A 22,532-nucleotide genomic window follows, 5' to 3' on the forward strand; every position below is an offset into this window, starting at 1 on the left:
CCTCTCCCTTCCGACCCACCCGTCCGTCGTGCCCACCGGCTGAGGTTGCGTTTCCCTGATGTCGAGTCACCACACCGCGCCCGCGCGGGAACCAGCACGGCTACCGTCGTACTACTTGGTTCAGCGAGAGGTTGAGGGGGCGTACGCGACATGAGTCTCGGTGACGAACCCGGCTACGGCGACGCCTCGCGCGGCGAGGACGGGGGGTACGGCGGCTCCGGCCAGACCCGGACCCGGCTCCCCGACCGCCCCGGCGACGTCTACGGCGGTGCCCGCCGCGGGCGGTCCTCCTCCCGGAGCCTGGTCACGGTCGTCGGTGTCGTCGTCCTGCTGATCGCCGCGATCGCCTTCGCGAACCGTGGAGGGGACGATTCCTCTTCGGGCAACGGAGCCAACGACAAGGCGAAGACCTCACCCACGGCGGCGTCGGGGACACGGCCGGTGGAGTCGAAGGCGGCGGGGATTCCCTCGGGGTTCGCGCAGAGCGAGCAGGGGGCGCAGAGCGCGGCGGCGAACTATGCGGTGGTGTTGGGTTCGACAAGCATGTTCAAGACCGCCAGTCGGCACGACATCGTCAACACCGTCTACACGTCCGCTGCTGCGGGCCGGCTTCAGGGTCCGATGGATCAGGCGTACTCGGCGGAGTTCCTCAGCAAGTTGGGGCTCGACGCGGACGGCAATCCGCCGAAGGGCAGCACGTTCGTCTCACGCACGATTCCGGTGGGCACCAAGGTCCAGCAGTACAGCGCCACCGGCGCCAAGGTCTCGGTCTGGTACATGGGGCTCATCGGTATGTCCGGTCAGACCTCGACCGATCCCGTCAGCTCAACCTGGAAGACGTGGACCTTCGAGCTCCAGTGGGACAACGGCGACTGGAAGATCGTGACCGACTCCCAGAAGGACGGCCCAGCCCCCGTCCCCGGCGACGACAAGGCCGCCACCTCTGACGAGATCAGCAAGGCCATCGAGGAGTACGGAGGGTTCACGTATGCCCGGTAGCCGAAGCCGCGTCCTCACGCTCACGGCCGTCGTCACCGTCGTACAGAGCACGGCTGTCCTGCTCGCCACCCGTGCTGCCGCGGCGCCGACCCCGTCGCCGTCGCCGTCGAAGGACCCGTGCGGCCTCCTGATCGGTCCCGCCAAGCAGTACTGCAAGAGCGACAAGGGAAGCGGCGGCTCCGGCAGCACCACCGACCCCAGCCTCACTTCCACCCTCGACCCCCTCTCCTCCCTGGCAAAGGGCTGCGCCGACGCCGCCTCCTGGACCATCGACAAGCTCTCCGCCGCCGTCAACGACACGGCGAACGTCGACTTCACGAACCCCAAGTTCCTGCAGCAGTACGCCGTCGTCTTCGCGGCGTCCACGATCCTCACGCTCCTCCTCTGGCTGCTGGCGGTCGCGAAGAGGGCGGTGCGGGGTGTCCCGCTCACCACCGCGCTGTCGGAGGCGATCGGGTTCCTGTGGCTGACGGTGCTGGCGTCGGCCTTCACCCCGCTGATCCTCTACACCGTCGTCTCGGCGACGGACGGTGTCACCGAGGTCCTCGCCAAGACCACCGGCAACCAGACGGACACCTTCTTCGGGACATTCTCCGGCGCGCTGGGCAAGGGCGAGAACATCGGCGGCGGCCCGATCATGCTGATCGTCGTGTCGCTGGTGTCGATCCTCGCGGCGGGGGTGCTGTGGCTGGAGCTGGTGATCCGGGCCGCGCTGCTCTACGTCGGCGCGCTGCTCGGGACCGTCGTCTACGCGGGTCTGGTCGACAAGAACCTGTGGGGCCACGTCCGCCGCTGGGCAGGCATCATGATCGCGGTGATCCTGGTGAAGCCGGTGATCGTGATCGTGCTGGGGCTCGCCGGGGCACTGTCCACCGACAGCGGCCCGGACGCCTTCTCCGCCGTCGTCTCCGGCCTCGCCATCATCCTGCTCGCCATCTTCGCCAGCGCGATGATCTACCGCTTCGTACCGGGCTTCGGCGACGAGATCGCCAATTCCCGCAACAACCGCATCATGCAGGGCGCCGAGAGCAAGGCCGCGGCCGTGATCAGCTCGCCGGCCACCCTGGTCGCGCAGGGCATCAAGACCCACAGCTCTCGCGCCGACAACAACGGCGGCGGAGGCGGTGGCAACCAGCCCCGCCCCGCCAACCCGGCGTCCGGCGGTGTGGCCGCGCACAGCACGCGTACGTCGAACGGAGGCGGCGGATCTGTCCCCTCCGCCGCACCGCCACCGCGTACCAGCCCGGCCAACACCCCGCACGCGAGCAGCACCCGCAACAGCAGTACCAACCGCACGGGAGGTGAAGGGCGTTGACGACCGAGTCCCACGTGTCCCATCCGGTCACGCCCCGCCGTACATATCTGATCGGCCGCGCCCGGCCGAACGCGATCGTCGGCCGGAATCGTGAATCCGGCGAGATCGCGCTGATCATCGCGGGCGCGTTCCTCGGCATGATGTGCGGCCTGCTCGTCCCCGTCCTGTCCCTGCGGATCGTCTTGCTCATGGGCTTCCCGCTCCTTGCACTGGCCGCGGTGTACGTCCCGTACAAGCGCCGTACGTTCTACAAGTGGTTCGAGATCAACCGCAGTTACAAGCGGACCCTGCGCCAGGGGACGACATACCGGTCGAACGTCATGGAGGCGGGTACGCACCTCGACGGCCGTGAGATCGAGATCGGACCGCCACCGGGTATCGGCCGCATCTCGTGGCTCGCGGCGCCCTTCGGCCCGGACGAGATCGCCGTGCTCCTGCACGCCGACCGCCGTACGGTCACCGCGGCGATCGAGATCGAAGGCCCCGGCGTCGGTCTGCGCGACAGTGAGGACCAGGAAGCCCTCGTCGACCGCTTCGGGACCCTCCTCAAGCACGTCGCGAACGGCGACGGCTTCGTCACCCGGCTGCAGATGCTCGCGCGCACCCTGCCCGCCGACCCGGACGCACACGCCAAGGACGTCGCCGTACGGGGGGACGAGCGGGCCCCCGGCTGGCTGCAGCAGTCGTACGACCAACTCCAGTCCATGGTGTCCACGAGCAGCGAGCAGCACCGGGCGTATCTCGTCGCGTGCATGCACTACTCGCGCGAACTCGCGGCCGAGGCACAGGCGATGGCGCGCGCGGCGCGGCCCCAGAGCGGGAAGAAGCTCGACCGGGACGCGGGCCTCGCCGTCGTCATGGCGCGCGAGCTCACCGACATCTGCTCCCGGCTCCAGGAAGCCGACATCCGCGTACGGCAGCCGCTCGGTCAGGGGCGGCTCGCCTCCCTCGTGCACTCGATGTACGACCCGGACCACCCGATCGACCACATCCAGGCGATGACCAAGCGCAACGCCTGGCCTGCCGAACTCGACGCCATGGAGCCCACCTACCTCCAGGCGAAGACCCGCGAGTCCTCCACCCGCGCGCCCTGGTGCCACGCCACGGCCTGGGTGAAGGAGTGGCCGATGACGCCGGTGGGTGTCAACTTCCTCGCCCCGCTGCTCGTCCACACCCCGGACGTGATCCGGACCGTGGCCGTCACGATGGACCTCGAACCCACCGAGGTCGCCATCGAGCGCATGCTGACCGAGAAGACGAACGACGAGGCCGAGGCCAGCCGCGCCGCCAAGATGAACCGCACCGTGGACCCGCGCGACGTCGCCTCGCACAACCGCCTGGACCAGCGGGGCGAGGACCTCGCCAGCGGAGCCGCCGGCGTGAACCTCGTCGGCTACATCACGGTCTCCGCCCGCTCGCCGGAAGCCCTCGCCCGCGACAAGCGGACGATCCGCGCCTCGGCCGGCAAGTCGTATCTGAAGCTGGAGTGGTGCGACCGCGAGCACCACCGCGCCTTCGTCAACACACTGCCGTTCGCCACCGGAATCCGCAGGTAGGGGCTGATGTTCTGATGCGGGATCCGCTGTCCGCCGCCACGGACACCTTCACGTCCTTCCTCTTCGGCAAGGTCGAGACGACCCGCCTCCCCGTGCGCACCTCCACGGGCCAGGCCCAGGCGGTCTACCTGCCGACCGCCGCGCCCGGCCTCGGCGACTCCGGCGTCATCATCGGCCGCGAGGTGTACTCCGGGAAGGGCTACATCTACGACCCCTTCCAGTTGTACGGACAGCAGCTGCCGGCCCCGCACTGGCTGGTCCTCGGCGAGTCAGGCAACGGCAAGTCGGCCCTGGAGAAGACGTACGTCCTTCGCCAGTTGCGCTTCCGCGACCGCCAGGTCGTCGTCCTCGACGCACAGGGCGAGGACGGCGTCGGCGAATGGAACCTGATCGCGGAGGAGCTGGGAATAACTCCCATCCGGCTCGACCCGACAGCGGCCCTCGACATGGGAATCCGGCTCAACCCGCTCGACCCCGCGATCACGACGACGGGCCAGCTGGCGCTGCTCCGGACGATCATCGAGGTCGCGATGGGCCACGGCCTCGACGAGCGCTCGGGCTTCGCCCTGAAGGTCGCGCACGCGTATGTGAACGAGACGATCGTCGAGCGCCAGCCGGTGCTGATGGACATCGTCGAGCAGCTACGGCACCCCGAGCCGGAGTCGGCCGAGGCGATGAACGTCGCCATAGACGACGTACGGGCGTGGGGTCTGGACGTGGCGCTGGTCCTGGACCGCCTGGTCGACGGTGACTTGAGGGGCATGTTCGACGGCCCGACCACGGTCGGCATCGACCTCGACGCGCCCCTGATCGTCTTCGACCTGTCGCACATCGACCGCAACTCGATCGCCATGCCGATCCTGATGGCGATCGTGGGCGTGTGGCTGGAGCACACATGGATCCGCCCCGACCGGAAGAAGCGCATCTTCCTGGTCGAGGAGGCCTGGCACATCATCAACAGTCCCTTCGTGGCCCAACTCTTCCAGCGCCTGCTGAAGTTCGGCCGACGGCTGGGTCTGTCCTTCGTGGCGGTGGTCCATCACCTGTCCGACGTGGTCGACGGCGCGGCGGCGAAGGAGGCCGCCGCGATCCTGAAGATGGCGTCGACAAGGACGATCTACGCCCAGAAGGCGGACGAAGCGCGGTCGACGGGCCGGGTCCTCGGCCTGCCCAGGTGGGCGGTCGAGATCATCCCGACGCTGACCCCCGGCATCGCGGTCTGGGACGTCAACGGCAACGTCCAAGTGGTGAAACACCTCATCACCGAGACCGAGCGCCCCCTCGTCTTCACCGACCGCGCCATGACCGAGTCCTCCGCGGACCTCCTCTCCGACGACGCCCTTCGCGCCGCGGAGTTGGAGGCGGAGGAGCGGGCCGCGGCCTTTGTGGAACAGCACCTCAGCGATCTCGACGACTCCTCCGAGTCCACGGTGGCCTGAGAGGTGGGCGTGAGATGAGACAGGACCAGCGTGACGGGCGTCGCGAAGGGGAAGGCGGCATCCCTGACGGGCTGTTGGTCGGGGTACTCGCCTTCCTCCTCGGCATGACGCTGATGGTGTGGACGGCCACGGGCCTCGCGGCCTGGTTCGCCCGGGGCGCCTGGCCCGACGCGGTCACCTTCTCGCACACCCCCCTGGCCATGCGCCATCTGATCGGTCGGCCGCACGACATCACAGGAGCCTGGCCCGACACCCCCGCAGCCCAGCTGTCCGGCTATGGGCTCTTCTGGGGCCTGTTCATCGGCCAGTTGATGGTGCTGCTGGTCCTGACGGTGTTCGTGATGGGGACGGTGGCGCGGTGGAGAGCGGGAAGAGCGAGACGGAGGGCGGAGGCAGGCGGTGCGGTGGAGGTACCGAGGCAGGGGAAAGTGCCGCACACGCCGACGGCCCCCCAGCCGAGGACGGCCTCGTCGAGGGCTCCTTCGACAGCTGACGGTGAGTGGGCAGGCGGGTGGGAGACCGCGCGCGCCGAAGGCGCTGCGTCGCAACCCATAGCGACGCCGCAGCCGATGCCGGCGGCTCCTTCGGCAGCTGACGGTGAACGGGCGGGCGAGCGGGAGGACATCCGCGCCGACGACGCGGTCCTGCCAACGGTGGCGGCGCAGCCGCGGGAACGGGGCGAACGCGCGGCCGGGTGGGCAGCACACCCCACAGGCACTGTCGTCCTCGCCCCCGCCGAAGCCCGCCACACCACCGCCACCCAAGCCGTCCGAGACGCCGAGGGCCCGGCCCTGGTCATCACCTCGAACCCCAGGACCTGGTCGGAGACGAAGGACGCCAGAGCCAAGCTGGGCCCGGTCCTCCTCTACGACCCCTCGCACCTGTGCGACACCCCGGCCCGCCTCCACTGGTCCCCGGCAACGGGCTGCGAAGACAAGGCAACGGCGGCGGCAAGAGCGGCCGCGATACTCGCCCCCGTACGCCCCACCGCCAAGGTCGACCAGGCAATGGCAGACTCTGCGGAAACGCTCCTGCGCAGCTATCTGCACGCCGCCGCCGTGGAGGGAAAACCCTTCCGCCACGTCCACCGCTGGGCCCAGGGCACCCAGGTACAGGACGCCGTACGAGCCCTCCGTACGAACCCCAGGGCCGCATCCGGCGCCGCGGGCGAACTCGAGGCCGCCCTCACCTCGCATCCCGAACGCCGCGACATCGCCCAGGAGTTGACGGCCCGCGCCCTCTCCTCCCTCTCCACGGTCAACGTCCGCGAGGCCTGCACTCCGAACCGAAATGACAGCCTCGCCTTGGATTCCTTCGTCAACGAAGGGGGCACGCTTTATGTGGTCGGTGAACCCATCGAGGACCCCAAGGCGAACCCCGGCGCGATGCCGCTCCTGACGGCCCTCGCCTCAAGCGTGGTCGAGCGCGGCCGGCGCATGGCCGAACGGTCATCCTCCGGTCGCCTCGACCCACCACTTGCTCTCGTCCTGGACGACGTAGCGGCCGTGGCCCCGCTCCCCCAGCTCCCGGACCTCCTGGCCGGCGGGGCGAAACGGGGCCTCCCGACCCTCGCCCTGCTCCGCTCCCAGGAACAGGCGAGATCCCGCTGGCCCCAGTACGAACTCCCGGTCTGACCGAGGACCGGGCAGAAACTGGGCAAGGAGCAGGCGCGAAGCAGGCAGGGACCACGCAGAACCAGTGCCGGCGCCAGGACCAGTGCCGGCGCCAGGGCCAGGACCAGGACCAGGCTCACGTAGGAGCTAGACGCCCCGCGAACTCCCCCGAGTGATCACGAACTCCAGCTCCCGCTCCCCCGGCGCCCCCGGCACCTCCGCGGTCTCCCCGGTCGGCACGAACCCCGCCTTGCGGTAGAACGCCTCGGCGCGACCGTTCTTCTCGTGCACGAACAGCCGTACGCGATCGAGCCCGATCCCCCAGCACCATTCAACGGCGGCGTCGAACAGCGCCCCCGTCACCCCGACCCCGCTCCCGCGGTGCTCGGGCCGGACGAAAACCCCCACCAGATGCCCCTGGCTCCGCTCGACCACGGTCCCGAAGGGGTCCTGCGACCCGGCCTCCTCGACCAGTACGGTCACGGAGCCGCCCCACTCCCCGTCCTCGCCCACGGCGACGAACTGCTGCCGCTCGGTCGTCCCCACCGCGGCCCCCGCGGCACGCTCCCGCCAGAATGCGTCGGGCCTGGCAGCGGCATCCTCGTACGTCTCCAGGAACGCAAGATGCGCGACGGGATCCCGCAAGGCGGCGAGCCGGAGCTCCTTCACCTTGGCCCACTCGTCGGAACATATGGAACGGATCACGTGGCTCATGGGGGCCACCGTAATACGCGTGTACGACATCACCCACCGGTTATCCACCCTGCCTACGCCCGCCGTGCGGGCCCCCGTCATGCTCTTCCCTGAACGCACATTGATCCAGGGGAGAATGCCGCATGTCCAAGGTCCGACTAGAGGAACTCCGCGAGGTCATCCACCCAGCGGGCAAACTGGACAGCAGGGCGGAGCACTGGGCCGGCCGCCTCTACATGCGTGCGCTCTCGCTGAGGGTGACCCGCCTGATGCTGGGCACGCGCTTCTCGCCGAACCAGATCACGACGCTGATGGTCTTCGCGGGCGTCCTCTCCGGAGTCGCCCTGGTCCTGCCCGGCCTCGGCGGCGCGGTGCTCTCCGTGGTCTTCATGCAGCTGTACCTGCTGCTGGACTGCGTGGACGGCGAAGTGGCCCGCTGGCGCAAGCAGTTCAGCCCGCTCGGGGTCTACCTGGACCGCCTCGGCGCCTACCTCGCCGACGCCGCCGTCATGGTCGGCATGGGCATCCGCGCCTCCGAACTCGGCCTGGACCCCTACCTGGTGGCCGGCCTTGCGGCGGCCATCGGTGTGCTGCTCCTGAAGTCGTCCTCCGACCTCGTCCACGTGGCCCGCTCCGACAGCGGCATGGAGAAGGCCACCGACCAGTCCGTCGTCCCGCGCTCCAGCGGCCTCGCCCGAGTCCGCCGCCTCACCTCGGCCGTCGGCCTGCACCGCCTGGTCAACGGCATCGAGTGCACCCTGTTGCTGCTCGTCACGGCGATCGTCGACCTGGCGCTCGGCGACCTGACGGCGACGAAGATCGCGACGGTGGCCGTGACGGCGATCGTGTGGCTCCTCGTCCCGGCCCACATCGTCTCGATCGTCGCGTCGTCCCGCCTGAAGTAGCCCGCCCCAAGGGAACGGCCCCCACCCCCGAGGGGACTGGGGGCCGACGTACGTCACTCAGTCGTCGTCATCCAGGTCTGCCACCTGATCATCGGGCACAGCCCGTACAGAAGCCTGGAGGGACTGGGTGCCCTGACCGGCGTTGCTCACCAGGAGCACGCTCTTGTCGGGCGAGAGCACGGCGTTGAGTCGGAGGTTTCCGAGCCGAGCCTGGTGGCCGGCGGGGGTGGCTTTACATCCGGCGGGGTGCACGGCGGTAGCGCGAGGGCGTGACGGGAGTCGGGACTATGGGTGATGATTGACGTGAACATGACAGCATAGTGAACGCGAAAAAGCCCCAACTCCGGGTGCATACCCAAGAGTTGAGGCTTTCTCTCAAAATTAGTTCGGCGGCGTCCTACTCTCCCACAGGGTCCCCCCTGCAGTACCATCGGCGCTGTAAGGCTTAGCTTCCGGGTTCGGAATGTAACCGGGCGTTTCCCTCACGCTATGACCACCGAAACACTATGAAACTGTCAACCGCACCATGCCCGGTGGCCCCGGGGCATGGGGTTGTTCGTGGTTTCAGAACCAACACAGTGGACGCGAGCAACTGAGGACAAGCCCTCGGCCTATTAGTACCAGTCACCTCCAGCGGTTACCCGCCTTCCAGATCTGGCCTATCAACCCAGTCGTCTACTGGGAGCCTTAACCCCTCAAGGGGGTGGGAGTCCTCATCTCGAAGCAGGCTTCCCGCTTAGATGCTTTCAGCGGTTATCCCTCCCGAACGTAGCCAACCAGCCATGCCCTTGGCAGGACAACTGGCACACCAGAGGTTCGTCCGTCCCGGTCCTCTCGTACTAGGGACAGCCCTTCTCAAGACTCCTACGCGCACAGCGGATAGGGACCGAACTGTCTCACGACGTTCTAAACCCAGCTCGCGTACCGCTTTAATGGGCGAACAGCCCAACCCTTGGGACCGACTCCAGCCCCAGGATGCGACGAGCCGACATCGAGGTGCCAAACCATCCCGTCGATATGGACTCTTGGGGAAGATCAGCCTGTTATCCCCGGGGTACCTTTTATCCGTTGAGCGACGGCGCTTCCACAAGCCACCGCCGGATCACTAGTCCCGACTTTCGTCCCTGCTCGACCCGTCGGTCTCACAGTCAAGCTCCCTTGTGCACTTACACTCAACACCTGATTGCCAACCAGGCTGAGGGAACCTTTGGGCGCCTCCGTTACTCTTTGGGAGGCAACCGCCCCAGTTAAACTACCCATCAGACACTGTCCCTGATCCGGATCACGGACCCAGGTTAGACATCCAGCACGACCAGACTGGTATTTCAACGACGACTCCACACTGGCTGGCGCCAATGCTTCACAGTCTCCCAGCTATCCTACACAAGCCGAACCGAACACCAATATCAAACTGTAGTAAAGGTCCCGGGGTCTTTCCGTCCTGCTGCGCGAAACGAGCATCTTTACTCGTAGTGCAATTTCACCGGGCCTATGGTTGAGACAGTCGAGAAGTCGTTACGCCATTCGTGCAGGTCGGAACTTACCCGACAAGGAATTTCGCTACCTTAGGATGGTTATAGTTACCACCGCCGTTTACTGGCGCTTAAGTTCTCAGCTTCGCCACAACGAATTGTGACTAACCGGTCCCCTTAACGTTCCAGCACCGGGCAGGCGTCAGTCCGTATACATCGCCTTACGGCTTCGCACGGACCTGTGTTTTTAGTAAACAGTCGCTTCTCGCTGGTCTCTGCGGCCACCCCCAGCTCAGGAAGCAAGTTCCCTCACCGGTGATGGCCCCCCTTCTCCCGAAGTTACGGGGGCATTTTGCCGAGTTCCTTAACCATAGTTCACCCGAACGCCTCGGTATTCTCTACCTGACCACCTGAGTCGGTTTAGGGTACGGGCCGCCATGAAACTCGCTAGAGGCTTTTCTCGACAGCATAGGATCATCCACTTCACCACAATCGGCTCGGCATCAGGTCTCAGCCACAAGTGCGACGGATTTACCTATCGCACGGCCTACACCCTTACCCCGGGACAACCACCGCCCGGGATGGACTACCTTCCTGCGTCACCCCATCACTCACCTACTACAGGTCTGGTCCGTCGGCTCCACCACTCCCCTTTGCCCGAAGGCTCCGGGGCGGCTTCACGGACTTAGCATCGCCTGGTTCGATGTTTGACGCTTCACAGCGGGTACCGGAATATCAACCGGTTATCCATCGACTACGCCTGTCGGCCTCGCCTTAGGTCCCGACTTACCCTGGGCAGATCAGCTTGACCCAGGAACCCTTAGTCAATCGGCGCACACGTTTCTCACGTGTGTATCGCTACTCATGCCTGCATTCTCACTCGTGAACCGTCCACCACTGCCTTCCGGCGCGGCTTCACCCGGCACACGACGCTCCCCTACCCATCACAGCGGGCGTTGGCCCTCATGCTGCAATGACACGACTTCGGCGGTACGCTTGAGCCCCGCTACATTGTCGGCGCGGAATCACTAGACCAGTGAGCTATTACGCACTCTTTCAAGGGTGGCTGCTTCTAAGCCAACCTCCTGGTTGTCTGTGCGACTCCACATCCTTTCCCACTTAGCGTACGCTTAGGGGCCTTAGTCGATGCTCTGGGCTGTTTCCCTCTCGACCATGGAGCTTATCCCCCACAGTCTCACTGCCGCGCTCTCACTTACCGGCATTCGGAGTTTGGCTAAGGTCAGTAACCCGGTAGGGCCCATCGCCTATCCAGTGCTCTACCTCCGGCAAGAAACACACGACGCTGCACCTAAATGCATTTCGGGGAGAACCAGCTATCACGGAGTTTGATTGGCCTTTCACCCCTAACCACAGGTCATCCCCCAGGTTTTCAACCCTGGTGGGTTCGGTCCTCCACGACCTCTTACAGCCGCTTCAACCTGCCCATGGCTAGATCACTCCGCTTCGGGTCTTGAGCGCGCTACTAAACCGCCCTGTTCGGACTCGCTTTCGCTACGGCTTCCCCACACGGGTTAACCTCGCAACACACCGCAAACTCGCAGGCTCATTCTTCAAAAGGCACGCAGTCACGAGACAAGCACAAGTGCTTGTCCGACGCTCCCACGGCTTGTAGGCACACGGTTTCAGGTACTATTTCACTCCGCTCCCGCGGTACTTTTCACCATTCCCTCACGGTACTATCCGCTATCGGTCACCAGGGAATATTTAGGCTTAGCGGGTGGTCCCGCCAGATTCACACGGGATTTCTCGGGCCCCGTGCTACTTGGGTGTCTCTCAAACGAGCCGCTGATGTTTCGACTACGGGGGTCTTACCCTCTACGCCGGACCTTTCGCATGTCCTTCGCCTACATCAACGGTTTCTGACTCGTCCTGTCGCCGGCAGACGACAGAAGAGAGATCCCACAACCCCCCAAGCGCAACCCCTGCCGGGTCTCACACGCTTGAGGTTTGGCCTCATCCGGTTTCGCTCGCCACTACTCCCGGAATCACGGTTGTTTTCTCTTCCTGCGGGTACTGAGATGTTTCACTTCCCCGCGTTCCCTCCACACTGCCTATGTGTTCAGCAGCGGGTGACAGCCCATGACGACTGCCGGGTTTCCCCATTCGGAAACCCCCGGATCAAAGCCTGGTTGACGACTCCCCGGGGACTATCGTGGCCTCCCACGTCCTTCATCGGTTCCTGGTGCCAAGGCATCCACCGTGCGCCCTTAAAAACTTGGCCACAGATGCTCGCGTCCACTGTGCAGTTCTCAAACAACGACCAACCACCCATCACCCCCGGTACAACCCGGAGTTCACTGGGGCCGGCACTGAAGGCAGCCACATTCGGCCGTACCTTCAGACACCCAACAACGTGCCCGACACCCTCACCGCTCCCCTCGACGTTCCACGCTCCGAAGAGCAGTACTGGAAGGAGAAGACGATCAAGTGTGCCGAATAATCAACGTTCCACCCATGAGCAACCAGCATCGGACATTCGCCGATGTACTGGCCTCTGACCAAGTCCCCGAAGGTTCCTGGTGAGAAGTGCTCCTTAGAAAGGAGGTGATCCAGCCGCACCTTCCGGTACGGCTACCTTGTTACGACTTCGTCCCAATCGCCAGTCCCACCTTCGACAGCTCCCTCCCACAAGGGGTTGGGCCACCGGCTTCGGGTGTTACCGACTTTCGTGACGTGACGGGCGGTGTGTACAAGGCCCGGGAACGTATTCACCGCAGCAATGCTGATCTGCGATTACTAGCAACTCCGACTTCATGGGGTCGAGTTGCAGACCCCAATCCGAACTGAGACAGGCTTTTTGAGATTCGCTCCGCCTCGCGGCTTCGCAGCTCTTTGTACCTGCCATTGTAGCACGTGTGCAGCCCAAGACATAAGGGGCATGATGACTTGACGTCGTCCCCACCTTCCTCCGAGTTGACCCCGGCAGTCTCCTGTGAGTCCCCATCACCCCGAAGGGCATGCTGGCAACACAGAACAAGGGTTGCGCTCGTTGCGGGACTTAACCCAACATCTCACGACACGAGCTGACGACAGCCATGCACCACCTGTACACCGACCACAAGGGGGCGACCATCTCTGGCCGTTTCCGGTGTATGTCAAGCCTTGGTAAGGTTCTTCGCGTTGCGTCGAATTAAGCCACATGCTCCGCTGCTTGTGCGGGCCCCCGTCAATTCCTTTGAGTTTTAGCCTTGCGGCCGTACTCCCCAGGCGGGGCACTTAATGCGTTAGCTGCGGCACCGACGACGTGGAATGTCGCCAACACCTAGTGCCCACCGTTTACGGCGTGGACTACCAGGGTATCTAATCCTGTTCGCTCCCCACGCTTTCGCTCCTCAGCGTCAGTAATGGCCCAGAGATCCGCCTTCGCCACCGGTGTTCCTCCTGATATCTGCGCATTTCACCGCTACACCAGGAATTCCGATCTCCCCTACCACACTCTAGCCTGCCCGTATCGACTGCAGACCCGGGGTTAAGCCCCGGGCTTTCACAACCGACGTGACAAGCCGCCTACGAGCTCTTTACGCCCAATAATTCCGGACAACGCTTGCGCCCTACGTATTACCGCGGCTGCTGGCACGTAGTTAGCCGGCGCTTCTTCTGCAGGTACCGTCACTTTCGCTTCTTCCCTGCTGAAAGAGGTTTACAACCCGAAGGCCGTCATCCCTCACGCGGCGTCGCTGCATCAGGCTTTCGCCCATTGTGCAATATTCCCCACTGCTGCCTCCCGTAGGAGTCTGGGCCGTGTCTCAGTCCCAGTGTGGCCGGTCGCCCTCTCAGGCCGGCTACCCGTCGTCGCCTTGGTGAGCCACTACCTCACCAACAAGCTGATAGGCCGCGGGCTCATCCTTCACCGCCGGAGCTTTCAACCGCAGACCATGCGGTCCGCAGTATTATCCGGTATTAGACCCCGTTTCCAGGGCTTGTCCCAGAGTGAAGGGCAGATTGCCCACGTGTTACTCACCCGTTCGCCACTAATCCACCCCGAAGGGCTTCATCGTTCGACTTGCATGTGTTAAGCACGCCGCCAGCGTTCGTCCTGAGCCAGGATCAAACTCTCCGTGAATGTTTTCCCGTAATCGGGACGACACCACGAGAGCGGAACCGTCCGAGGAATAATCGGACGGTTCACAGCGTCCTCGCTGTGCGCCTACCAGGCAATGCCCGGCAGGACTTTTTCAAAGGAACCTCGTCCCAGCCGATCGGCCGGAGACGGGGTATCAACATATCTGGCGTTGATTTTTGGCACGCTGTTGAGTTCTCAAGGAACGGACGCTTCCTTTGTACTCACCCGAGAGACTCTCTCAGGCTTTCCTCCGGGCGCTTCCCTTCGGTCTTGCGTTTCCGACTCTATCAGATCATTTTCCGATCCGATTTCCTCGGTGCTTTCCAGGTTTCCGCTTTCGCGTTTCCCTTTCCGGCGGTTCCGACTCTATCAGATCCTTTCGGGCCTGACTCCCAGTCAGCGGGCTTGTCTTCGCGGCTGTTGGGCTGTTCCGACGTTCCAAACTTTAGCGGATCCTCTCGGCAGTTCCTAATCGGGCCGCCGAACCCAAATCGAATTGAATTCGGGCACGCCGAATTCCACCCCGATAGGAGATCATGCTGGTGGTTTGGTTGCCGCATCAGCGGCGGAGGTGCCGCCGCAGAACCGTTACGGCTCCGTGGCAACTCGAAGAACCTTACGGATCGGGAAGGGTGATGTCAACCGCCCCTGTCAAGATCTTTAATCGAGGTCGCTGAGCCGGCCGCCCGCGTCCGGCTGGGCGTGCTCCACTCGTCGTAGAAGACGGGTCAGAACTTCGCCCAGGACACCGCGTTCGTCGGCGGACAGGTCCTGGAGCAGGTCCTCCTCGAAGACCGTGGCGAGGCGCATCGCCTCAAGCCACTTCTCGCGCCCCTCGGCCGTGAGCTCCACGATGACGCGTACCCGATTGGACTCGTCGCGCTCTCGCGTGACCAGCCCCTCCGCGACGAGGCGGTCGATGCGGTGCGTCATCGCCGCAGGAGTGAGGCCCAGCCGCTTGGCGAGGTCGCTCGGGCCCATGCGGTACGGAGCCCCGGAGAGGACGAGGGCCTTGAGGACCTCCCACTCGGCGTTGCTGATGCCGAGCGCTGCGGTCTGGCGGCCGTAGGCGACGTTCATCCGCCGGTTGAGGCGGGAGAGGGCCGAGACGATCTTCTCGACCTGGGGGTCGAGGTCCTGGAACTCGCGCTGGTAGGCAGCGATCTGTTCTTCGAGTGTCGGCTCGCTGACGCCGGGGGTGTCGCCCATGGTCGCAGTATCGCACGACGTCGCTTGGCGTTGAAGTCCTTCGAGGTGTACAGTTCAACATCTAACTTTAGCTTCGAAGTCTTCAGGTCTGCATCGATGCAGAGTGAAGCTTCACGACCAAGGCAGGTGAAAGTGACCAGGGCGATGGGCGCAGCGATGCGCCGGATCCACGTGGGCAACGCACTCAGCGCGTTCGGGCTCGGTTTTACGGTCCCCTTCCTCTACGTCTATGTGGCGCAGGTGCGGGGACTCGGCTCCATGACGGCGGGCTTCGTGCTCGCCGTCTTCGCCGTTGCCGCTCTCGTCGTGCTGCCGTTCGCCGGGCGGGCCATTGTCCGGCGCGGCCCGCGGCCGGTCCTGCTCGCCGCCCTGGTCACCGCCGCCTTCGGAGCGATGAGCCTGGGGCTCGCGAACAGCGCCACGACCGTGCTGCTGTCGGCGGCCGCGCTCGGTGCCGGACAGGCCGTGATGCAGCCGGCGCTCGCGACGATGATCGTGGACTGCTCCACGGCGGACACCCGCTCGCGCGCCTTCGCCATGCAGTTCTTCCTGCAGAACCTCGGGCTCGGCATCGGTGGTCTGATCGGCGGCCACATCGTCGACACCTCGCGGGCGAGCTCCTTCACGCTGCTGTTCGCGATCGAGGCGGCGATGTTCCTGCTGCTCGTCGTGATCATGTCGACCGTACGGATGCCGCACGCGCCTAAGGTCGAAGGTGCGCCGCAGGCCAAGGGCGGCAGCTGGAAGCAGCTGCTCGGCAACCGAGCCATGGTGCAGCTGTCCGTGCTGGGCTTCGTGCTGTTCTTCGCCTGCTACGGGCAGTTCGAGTCGGGGCTCTCCGCGTACGGCGTCGAGGCGGCCGGGATCTCCACGTCCGCGCTCGGTACGGCGATGGCGGCCAACACCGCGATGATCGTGGTCGCGCAGTTCGCGGTGCTGAAGTTCGTAGAGCGCCGGAAGCGGTCCCGGGTGATCGCCGCGGTCGGTCTCATCTGGGCCGTCGCATGGCTCGCGGCCGGTTACGCGGGCCTCGGCCACGGCAGCCGGACCATGGCCGCGGCGGCCTTCGTCTCGACGTACGCGCTCTTCGGGCTCGGCGAGGCGATGCTGTCGCCGACCGTCGCGCCGCTGGTCGCCGACCTGGCACCGACGGGCATGGCCGGTCAGTACAACTCCGCCTTCGCCCTGGTGAAGCAGCTCGCGCTGGCCGTCGGTCCCGCGGTCGGCGGGCCGATGGGGGCCTCGCTGCACGGCCCGTACATCGTGACGTTCCTGCTGTTCTCGCTCGGCATCACCTTCCTGGCCGTGCGGCTGGGGCGGCAGCTCACCCCCGTACAGAACCAGCCGTCGCTCGCAAAGAGCCGGGTGGTCGCGCAGGGCGGCGCGCCGACGGAGCCGGTGCCGGTCCCGGCGAGTTCCTGACGGACCGACGCACGACGGCCGCGACCACCTTCACCGGGGTCGCGGCCGTCTTCGTCTGTCAGCGAACCCCTGTCACCAGGTTGGCGGTGAAGGGGAGGGTCGCGCTGCCGTCGGGGGCGGTGCGGTCCGCGAGGCGGGCCTGGACGGCGCGGCCTGCCCGTACGAGGGCGTCGTCGCCGGCGTTGTCGACGATCGACTGACCCCAGGACGTCGACGAGAGCTGGCCGGGGGCGTATTCGGCGAGGGGCGGGAAGGCGATGCCGAAGCTGACCTCTCGGGAGGTGACGTCGTGGAAGCCGGCCGTGCGGAGGGTGGTGGTGAGGCGCTCGGCGGTGCCGGAGAAGGCGCCCTCGTAGTCCGCGGCGATCTCCGGGCCGCCGTACTCCTTGACGGCCTCGTACTGGGCCACGAAGTACGGGATGCGGTCCCTGTCGGCCCAGGCGGTCGCGACGAAGCGGCCGCCCGGGCGGGTCACGCGGGCCGTCTCCGCCAGCGCCACGGGCAACTCGTGGAAGAACTGGACTCCCTGCTGGCACACGATCGCGTCGAAGGTCGCGTCTTCGTAGGGGAGTTTGTCCGCCGGGGCCACTGTGAACTCGATGTCCGGGTACATGCGGGGTGCGTGTTCCCTGGCCACCCTGATCATGCCCTGGTTGACATCCGCGCCCGAGACGCGGCCCGCTGGGCCTACGCGGGCGGCGGCCGCCCTTGCCGTGAAGCCGGTGCCGCAGGCCAGGTCGAGGACCGTGGCACCGGGGAACAGGTCGGCGGCATCCAGGATCGTCGCCACGAAGGGCGCCATCAACGGCGCGGCGTACTGCTCGTAGCGCTCGGGAGCACTTCCTTTGAGCTGAAAGCCCGTTTCGTCTGCCATGGGGGAGCTACTAGCACTGGGTGGGGTGGGCGGCTGGGTGACGCGCGAGGGTGCGGGTGGGGGTTTTTCGCCCCCTCCACCCCTGCCCGTCCCGTCCCTGGGGACTGCGCCCCCAGACCCCCGCCAAAAGACTGCGCATTTCCCCGCGCCCCTGAAAAGGGGCGCGGGGAAACGCGCCTACCCGCCCGGCAAGCCGAATTCGCACCAAACCGCCTTCCCACCACCCGGCGTACGCCGGGAACCCCAGCCGGAGGCGATCGTGGCGACGATGGCGATGCCACGGCCGGCCTCGTCGCCGGGCTCGGCGCGGCGTCGGCGCGGCAGGTGGTCGTCGCCGTCGGTGACCTCGATGATCAGGCGGCGGTCCGTGCGGCGCAGGCGCAGGCGCATGGGTGGGGTGCCGTGCTGCAGCGAGTTGGCGACGAGTTCGCTCGTGGCCAGGACGCCCAGGTCGTGCAGATCGGGCGGGAAGCGCCAGCTGGTGAGCACGCCGGAGGCGAAGGCACGCGCGCGTGGAGCCGCTTCGACGCCGCCGAGCAACTCCAGGGCGGCGTTGCGGAAGAGCTCGCCGTCCGGGCCCGTACGCGCCGGGTGTTGGAGGACGAGGACCGCCACGTCGTCGTCGTGGTCGGCCGTGACGCCGGCCGAGCGGACCAGGCGGTCGCAGATCACCTGGGGGGTGCCCGTGGCACCGGCCAGGGCGCGCTCCAGGGAGGCGATGCCCTCGTCCAGGTCCTCGTCGCGGCGCTCGACCAGGCCGTCCGTGTACAGGACGGCCGTGGAGCCGGGGCCCAGCGGCACCGATCCCGACGTGTGCAGCCAGCCGCCGGTGCCGAGCGGCGGCCCGGTGGGCTCGTCGGCCCGGTGGACGGTGCCGCTCTCGTCGCGGACCAGGATGGGCAGGTGGCCCGCAGAGGCGTACACGAGCCGGCTCTCGTTCGGGTCATGGACGGCGTACGCGCACGTGGCGATCTGGTTTGCGTCGATCTCGGTGGCGAGGCCGTCCAGAAGTTGCAGGACCTCGTGCGGGGGGAGGTCCAGGCGGGCGTACGCGCGTACGGCCGTGCGCAGCTGGCCCATGACCGCCGCCGCGCGGACCCCGCGGCCCATGACGTCGCCGATGACGAGCGCCGTGCGGCCGCCGCCGAGGGTGATCACGTCGTACCAGTCACCGCCGACCGCGGCCTCCGTGCCGCCGGGCTGGTAGGTGGCGGCGATGCGCAGGTCGTCGGGCTCCTCCAGCTCCTGCGGGAGAAGCGAACGCTGCAGGGTGACGGCCGTTTCTCGCTGGCGGCGCTCGCTGGCGCGCAGCCGTTCGGCGGCTTCGGCGTGGTCGGTGACATCGGTGGCGAAGATGAGTACGCCGCCGCCCTGGCCCTCCGGGGCGGTGTCGACGGGTGTGCAGGTGAAGGTGTACGAGCGCCCGCTCGACACCTTGCGGGACTTGACCGTGCGGGGCTTCGCGCTGCGCAGGACCTGGTCGAGGAGTGGCAGCAGGCCGAGTTCGTCCAGCTCGGGCAGTGCCGCGCGCGCGGGCTCGCCGACGGGGCGTACGCCGAAGGCTGCCGTATAGGCGTCGTTGACGTACGCGAGGCGGTGCTCGGGGCCGCGCACCAGGGCGACGAGGGCCGGGACGCGGTCGAGGACCTCGCGCACCGGCAGCTCGTCGACGGCGAGCACGGGCGGCGCTTCGTCGTCCAGCTGCTCGACGCGGGCCGCGGGCACGGAGCTTTCCCCTCGTCGGTCCGGGGAGACCGTGTGCTCGGTCCGCGCTGCGGCGCGGCGCTGCGTTCCGGGGAGCCGGGCGCTCCAGCGCGTGAAGTTCACGAATCCTTGCCTCGTGTTTGTGGACTACGGCCGGCACCGGGTCGGTCGGGGTCCGGCCCGCGGCGGAGCCGCTGTTGAGTGCTGCGTCCCCCGGGGGGATGCAGCACAGTGGGGAAAGCGTCGTGGGTTCAGAAGGGCGGGCGGTGGGCCCGCCCGAGGTCGTGGACCAGTCTGGCGGACCGGACCGACATCCGTCAGACGTCGGCCCAACCGGTGGAGTTCCTGGGTCCGGTCAGGACGACCCCTTCGGGTCGAGCTTGGGGTCGAGAGGATGCTTTCCACCGGCCGCGAGTTCGAACTCCGCACGGGGATGTTCGAGCGAACCGAGGGAAACGATCTCCCTCTTGAAGAGTCCCGCCAGGGTCCATTCGGCGAGCACACGGGCCTTGCGGTTGAAGGTGGGCACCCTGCTCAAGTGGTAGACGCGGTGCATGAACCAGGCAGGATAGCCCTTCAGCTTGCGCCCGTAGACGTGTGCGGCGCCCTTGTGCAGCCCGAGGGACGCGACCGAGCCGACGTACTTGTGGGAGTACGTCTCGAGCGCCTCGCCGCGCAGGGAGTGGGCGATGTTGTCGCCGAGGACCTTGGCCTGGCGCAAGGCGTGCTGGGCGTTGGGGGCGGTCTCCTTGCCGGGCTCGGCGGTGACGTCGGGGACGGCGGCCGCGTCTCCCGCGGCCCACGCGTGCGTGACGCCGTCGACGGTCAGCTGGGGAGTGCACTTGAGGCGGCCGCGCCCGTTCCGGGGGAGGTCGGTGGCGGCAAGGAGCGGGTGCGGCTTCACACCGGCCGTCCACACGACCGTACGCGTGGGGAAGCGGGCACCGTCACTGAGGACGGCGATGCGGTCCGCGCAGGAGTCGAGGCGGGTCTCCAGCCGTACGTCGATGTTGCGGCGGCGCAGCTGGGTGATGGTGTACTTGCCCATCTCCTCGCCGACCTCGGGGAGGATGCGGTTCGAGGCCTCGACGAGGATCCACTTCATGTCCTCGGGCTGGACGTTGTGGTAGTAGCGCGCGGTGTAGCGGGCCATGTCCTCCAGCTCGCCCAGCGCCTCGACGCCCGCGTAACCGCCTCCTACGAAGACGAAGGTCAGCGCCGCGTCGCGGATCGCGGGGTCGCGGGTGGAGGAGGCGATGTCCATCTGCTCGATGACGTGGTTGCGCAGACCGATGGCCTCCTCGACCGTCTTGAAGCCGATGGCGTAGTCGGCGAGGCCGGGGATCGGGAGGGCGCGGGAGATCGAGCCGGGGGCGAGCACGAGTTCGTCGTACGTGATCTGCGCCGCGCCCGCGCCCTCCTCCTCGGTGGCGAGCGTGCTGAGCGTCGCGGTGCGCTTGGCGTGGTCGATCGACTGGACCTCGCCGATGACGATCCGGCACTGGTCCAGGACCCGGCGCAGCGGGACGACTACATGGCGCGGCGAGATCGAGCCCGCGGCGGCCTCGGGAAGGAACGGTTGATACGTCATGTACGGGTCGGGCGAGACGACCGTGATCTCGACCTCGCCCCGCTTCAGTTCGGGCTTCAACTTCTGCTGCAGGCGCAGAGCTGTGTACATCCCGACGTAGCCGCCGCCGACAATGAGAATGCGCGCACGTTCCTTCACCATCCCATGACGCACCCAGCTCTGGAGTTTGTCCACAGGCCCGGCAATTTGTGTGACCGGACGCCGACAACGCGCAGGGTTGGCCGATTTGCCGGAGTGCATGGAAGATGCGCAGGTCAGCGTGGGTGCGCGGGGTGCGCGGAGGGGGCGCAATCGGGACGTAACCGTCCCGTACTCCGATCGGGGGGCGCTCCGTGCGGAACCTGCCCCTTCTGAATTGACCCCCTCTCAACTATGTTCGTGTGTCGACGGGGTGTAGGGGGATGCGCTCGACGGGTCCGCAGGGCGGGCTCGTGCACACAAGCTTGTTCCGCACTCCGGCTACCAATGGCGGGGAGAGTCTCCGGGGGGAGACGTCATTACCGGGGGAACGCTTATGCACATTCAGGACTCTCATTGGTCTTCCGCGTCTGCCATCGCATCCGGTGACACGGTCGGCGCGGCAGCGAGCGGCAACGGCCGCGGTCCGGGTGAAGGATCGCGTACGGCGCCGCTGCGCGTGGACGCACAGCGCAATCTGGAGCACGTACTGCGCGCGGCGCGCGAGGTCTTCGGCGAGCTGGGGTACGGCGCGCCGATGGAGGACGTGGCGCGGCGCGCGAGGGTCGGTGTCGGCACGGTGTACCGACGCTTCCCGAGCAAGGACGTCCTGGTGCGCCGGATAGCCGAGGAGGAGACCTCTCGGCTGACCGACCAGGCACGCGCGGCGCTCGGCCAGGAGGACGAGCCGTGGTCGGCGCTCTCGCGCTTCCTGCGCACGTCGGTGGCCTCGGGCGCCGGTCGGCTGCTGCCGCCGCAGATACTGCGGGTCGGCGTCGCGGAGGACGGGGTCGAGGCGGACGAGGCACGGGTGCCGCAGCAGCGGTCCCAGCTCACGCCCGAGCTGCGGCTCGTCGAGCAGCGGCCGACACCCGGGGAGGAGTCGGCGATCGCGGCGGACGACGCCGGTGCGGCGGCGCTGCTCGACGTGGTCGGCCGACTGGTGGACCGGGCGCGCGCGGCGGGCGAGCTGCGAGCGGACGTGACCGTGGCGGACGTACTGCTGGTGATAGCGACGGCGGCGCCCTCGCTGCCGGACGCCGCCCAACAGGCCGCGGCCTCGGCACGGCTGCTCGACATCCTGCTGGAGGGTCTGCGCTCGCGTCCGGCGTGAGCCGTCCCTCAAGCTGTCACGCACCGGGCCTTCCCGGAGTACGGGTTTCCCGGAGTACGGGTTTCCCGGAGTACGGGTTTCCCGGAGTACGGGTTTCCCGGAGTACGGGTTTCCTGGAGCACGGGGTTCCCTGAAGTAACGGGCTTCCCGGAATCCGGGTTCTCCCGGAGTAGCGGGCCGCCCTGGACGCGAGTGCTGCGCCACTCGCGTACCGGGTGCCGCCCGTTACTTTCCGGACATGCCGGATGGCACGGCAACTCCCGTGCGGGGATCGTTCGTTGACTATTCCCCAAACGAGTGACCGCTGGTGCTCTCGTACGGGAAGTCCCCACGGACGAGTGGTTGGTCCCTACTGGGGGGTCAGT

14 protein-coding genes and 3 rRNA genes are annotated in these 22,532 nt (G+C 66.8%); 8 read left to right on the forward strand and 9 right to left on the reverse strand.

Annotated elements, in window-relative coordinates:
- Positions 1-150 precede the first annotated feature (150 nt).
- From OG390_RS24225 to OG390_RS24245, 5 genes are read left to right on the forward strand one after another with little or no spacing between them, the layout of a single operon-like run.
- The gene (locus OG390_RS24225) at positions 151-999 is read left to right on the forward strand and encodes a hypothetical protein (protein WP_406170988.1); all 849 of its coding nucleotides are present in this window, start codon (positions 151-153) and stop codon (positions 997-999) included.
- On the forward strand, positions 989-2,314 hold the full coding sequence (locus OG390_RS24230) for a hypothetical protein (protein WP_406170990.1): 1,326 nt from the start codon (positions 989-991) through the stop codon (positions 2,312-2,314). The genes OG390_RS24225 and OG390_RS24230 overlap by 11 nt, the downstream gene beginning before the upstream one ends.
- On the forward strand, positions 2,311-3,870 hold the full coding sequence (locus OG390_RS24235) for an SCO6880 family protein (protein WP_406170992.1): 1,560 nt from the start codon (positions 2,311-2,313) through the stop codon (positions 3,868-3,870). Before OG390_RS24230 ends, OG390_RS24235 begins: the two co-directional genes overlap by 4 nt.
- 14 nt (positions 3,871-3,884) lie before the next feature.
- Positions 3,885-5,309, forward strand: coding sequence for an ATP-binding protein (locus OG390_RS24240; protein ID WP_369247595.1), 1,425 nt, complete (start codon positions 3,885-3,887; stop codon positions 5,307-5,309).
- A gap of 14 nt (positions 5,310-5,323) precedes the next feature.
- The gene (locus OG390_RS24245; protein WP_406170994.1) at positions 5,324-6,943 is read left to right on the forward strand and encodes a type VI secretion protein; all 1,620 of its coding nucleotides are present in this window, start codon (positions 5,324-5,326) and stop codon (positions 6,941-6,943) included.
- A gap of 126 nt (positions 6,944-7,069) precedes the next feature.
- On the opposite strand, the gene OG390_RS24250 is transcribed toward OG390_RS24245, so the two are convergent.
- Positions 7,070-7,636: a GNAT family N-acetyltransferase gene (locus OG390_RS24250; protein ID WP_406170996.1), complete on the reverse strand. Its 567-nt coding sequence runs from the start codon at positions 7,634-7,636 to the stop codon at positions 7,070-7,072.
- Between the two features lie 122 nt (positions 7,637-7,758).
- On the opposite strand from OG390_RS24250, the gene OG390_RS24255 reads away from it, so the two are divergent.
- Entirely contained in the window at positions 7,759-8,520 is a 762-nt protein-coding gene (locus OG390_RS24255) for a CDP-alcohol phosphatidyltransferase family protein (RefSeq protein WP_406170998.1), read from the forward strand.
- Positions 8,521-8,577: 57 nt separating this feature from the next.
- Here the strand turns inward: OG390_RS24255 and OG390_RS24260 are convergent, their stop codons facing one another.
- The 5 genes from OG390_RS24260 to OG390_RS24280 all read right to left on the reverse strand — a co-directional run bounded on the left by OG390_RS24260 (position 8,578) and on the right by OG390_RS24280 (position 15,285).
- The gene (locus OG390_RS24260) at positions 8,578-8,700 is read right to left on the reverse strand and encodes a hypothetical protein (RefSeq protein ID WP_406170999.1); all 123 of its coding nucleotides are present in this window, start codon (positions 8,698-8,700) and stop codon (positions 8,578-8,580) included.
- Between the two features lie 204 nt (positions 8,701-8,904).
- Positions 8,905-9,021, reverse strand: a 5S ribosomal RNA gene (gene rrf, locus OG390_RS24265).
- Between the two features lie 93 nt (positions 9,022-9,114).
- A 23S ribosomal RNA gene (locus tag OG390_RS24270) occupies positions 9,115-12,234 on the reverse strand.
- 316 nt (positions 12,235-12,550) lie between these two features.
- Positions 12,551-14,076 (reverse strand): 16S ribosomal RNA (locus OG390_RS24275).
- The 16S, 23S and 5S rRNA genes sit together here, the layout of an rRNA operon.
- A 660-nt stretch (positions 14,077-14,736) precedes the next feature.
- Positions 14,737-15,285 carry a MarR family winged helix-turn-helix transcriptional regulator gene (locus OG390_RS24280; protein ID WP_399082639.1) on the reverse strand — a complete coding sequence of 183 codons (549 nt, stop codon included), beginning with the start codon at positions 15,283-15,285 and terminating at the stop codon, positions 14,737-14,739.
- Positions 15,286-15,429: 144 nt separating this feature from the next.
- Here OG390_RS24280 and OG390_RS24285 point away from each other — a divergent pair, with 144 nt between their 5' ends.
- Entirely contained in the window at positions 15,430-16,707 is a 1,278-nt protein-coding gene (locus tag OG390_RS24285; protein ID WP_406177830.1) for an MDR family MFS transporter, read from the forward strand.
- A 58-nt stretch (positions 16,708-16,765) separates the two neighbouring features.
- On the opposite strand, the gene OG390_RS24290 is transcribed toward OG390_RS24285, so the two are convergent.
- The 3 genes from OG390_RS24290 to OG390_RS24300 form a co-directional block, all read right to left on the reverse strand.
- Entirely contained in the window at positions 16,766-17,581 is an 816-nt protein-coding gene (locus OG390_RS24290) for a class I SAM-dependent methyltransferase (protein WP_406171001.1), read from the reverse strand.
- Between the two features lie 177 nt (positions 17,582-17,758).
- Positions 17,759-19,408, reverse strand: a complete 1,650-nt coding sequence (locus tag OG390_RS24295; RefSeq protein ID WP_406171003.1) for a SpoIIE family protein phosphatase — start codon at positions 19,406-19,408, stop codon at positions 17,759-17,761.
- Between the two features lie 232 nt (positions 19,409-19,640).
- Positions 19,641-21,017, reverse strand: coding sequence for an NAD(P)/FAD-dependent oxidoreductase (locus OG390_RS24300; protein WP_406171005.1), 1,377 nt, complete (start codon positions 21,015-21,017; stop codon positions 19,641-19,643).
- A 373-nt stretch (positions 21,018-21,390) separates the two neighbouring features.
- Between OG390_RS24300 and OG390_RS24305 the strand changes: the two genes are divergently transcribed.
- On the forward strand, positions 21,391-22,167 hold the full coding sequence (locus OG390_RS24305) for a TetR/AcrR family transcriptional regulator (protein ID WP_406171007.1): 777 nt from the start codon (positions 21,391-21,393) through the stop codon (positions 22,165-22,167).
- Positions 22,168-22,532: the final 365 nt, after the last annotated feature.

Source organism: Streptomyces sp. NBC_00996 (assembly GCF_045162675.1).
Taxonomy (GTDB): Bacteria; Actinomycetota; Actinomycetes; order Streptomycetales; family Streptomycetaceae; genus Streptomyces.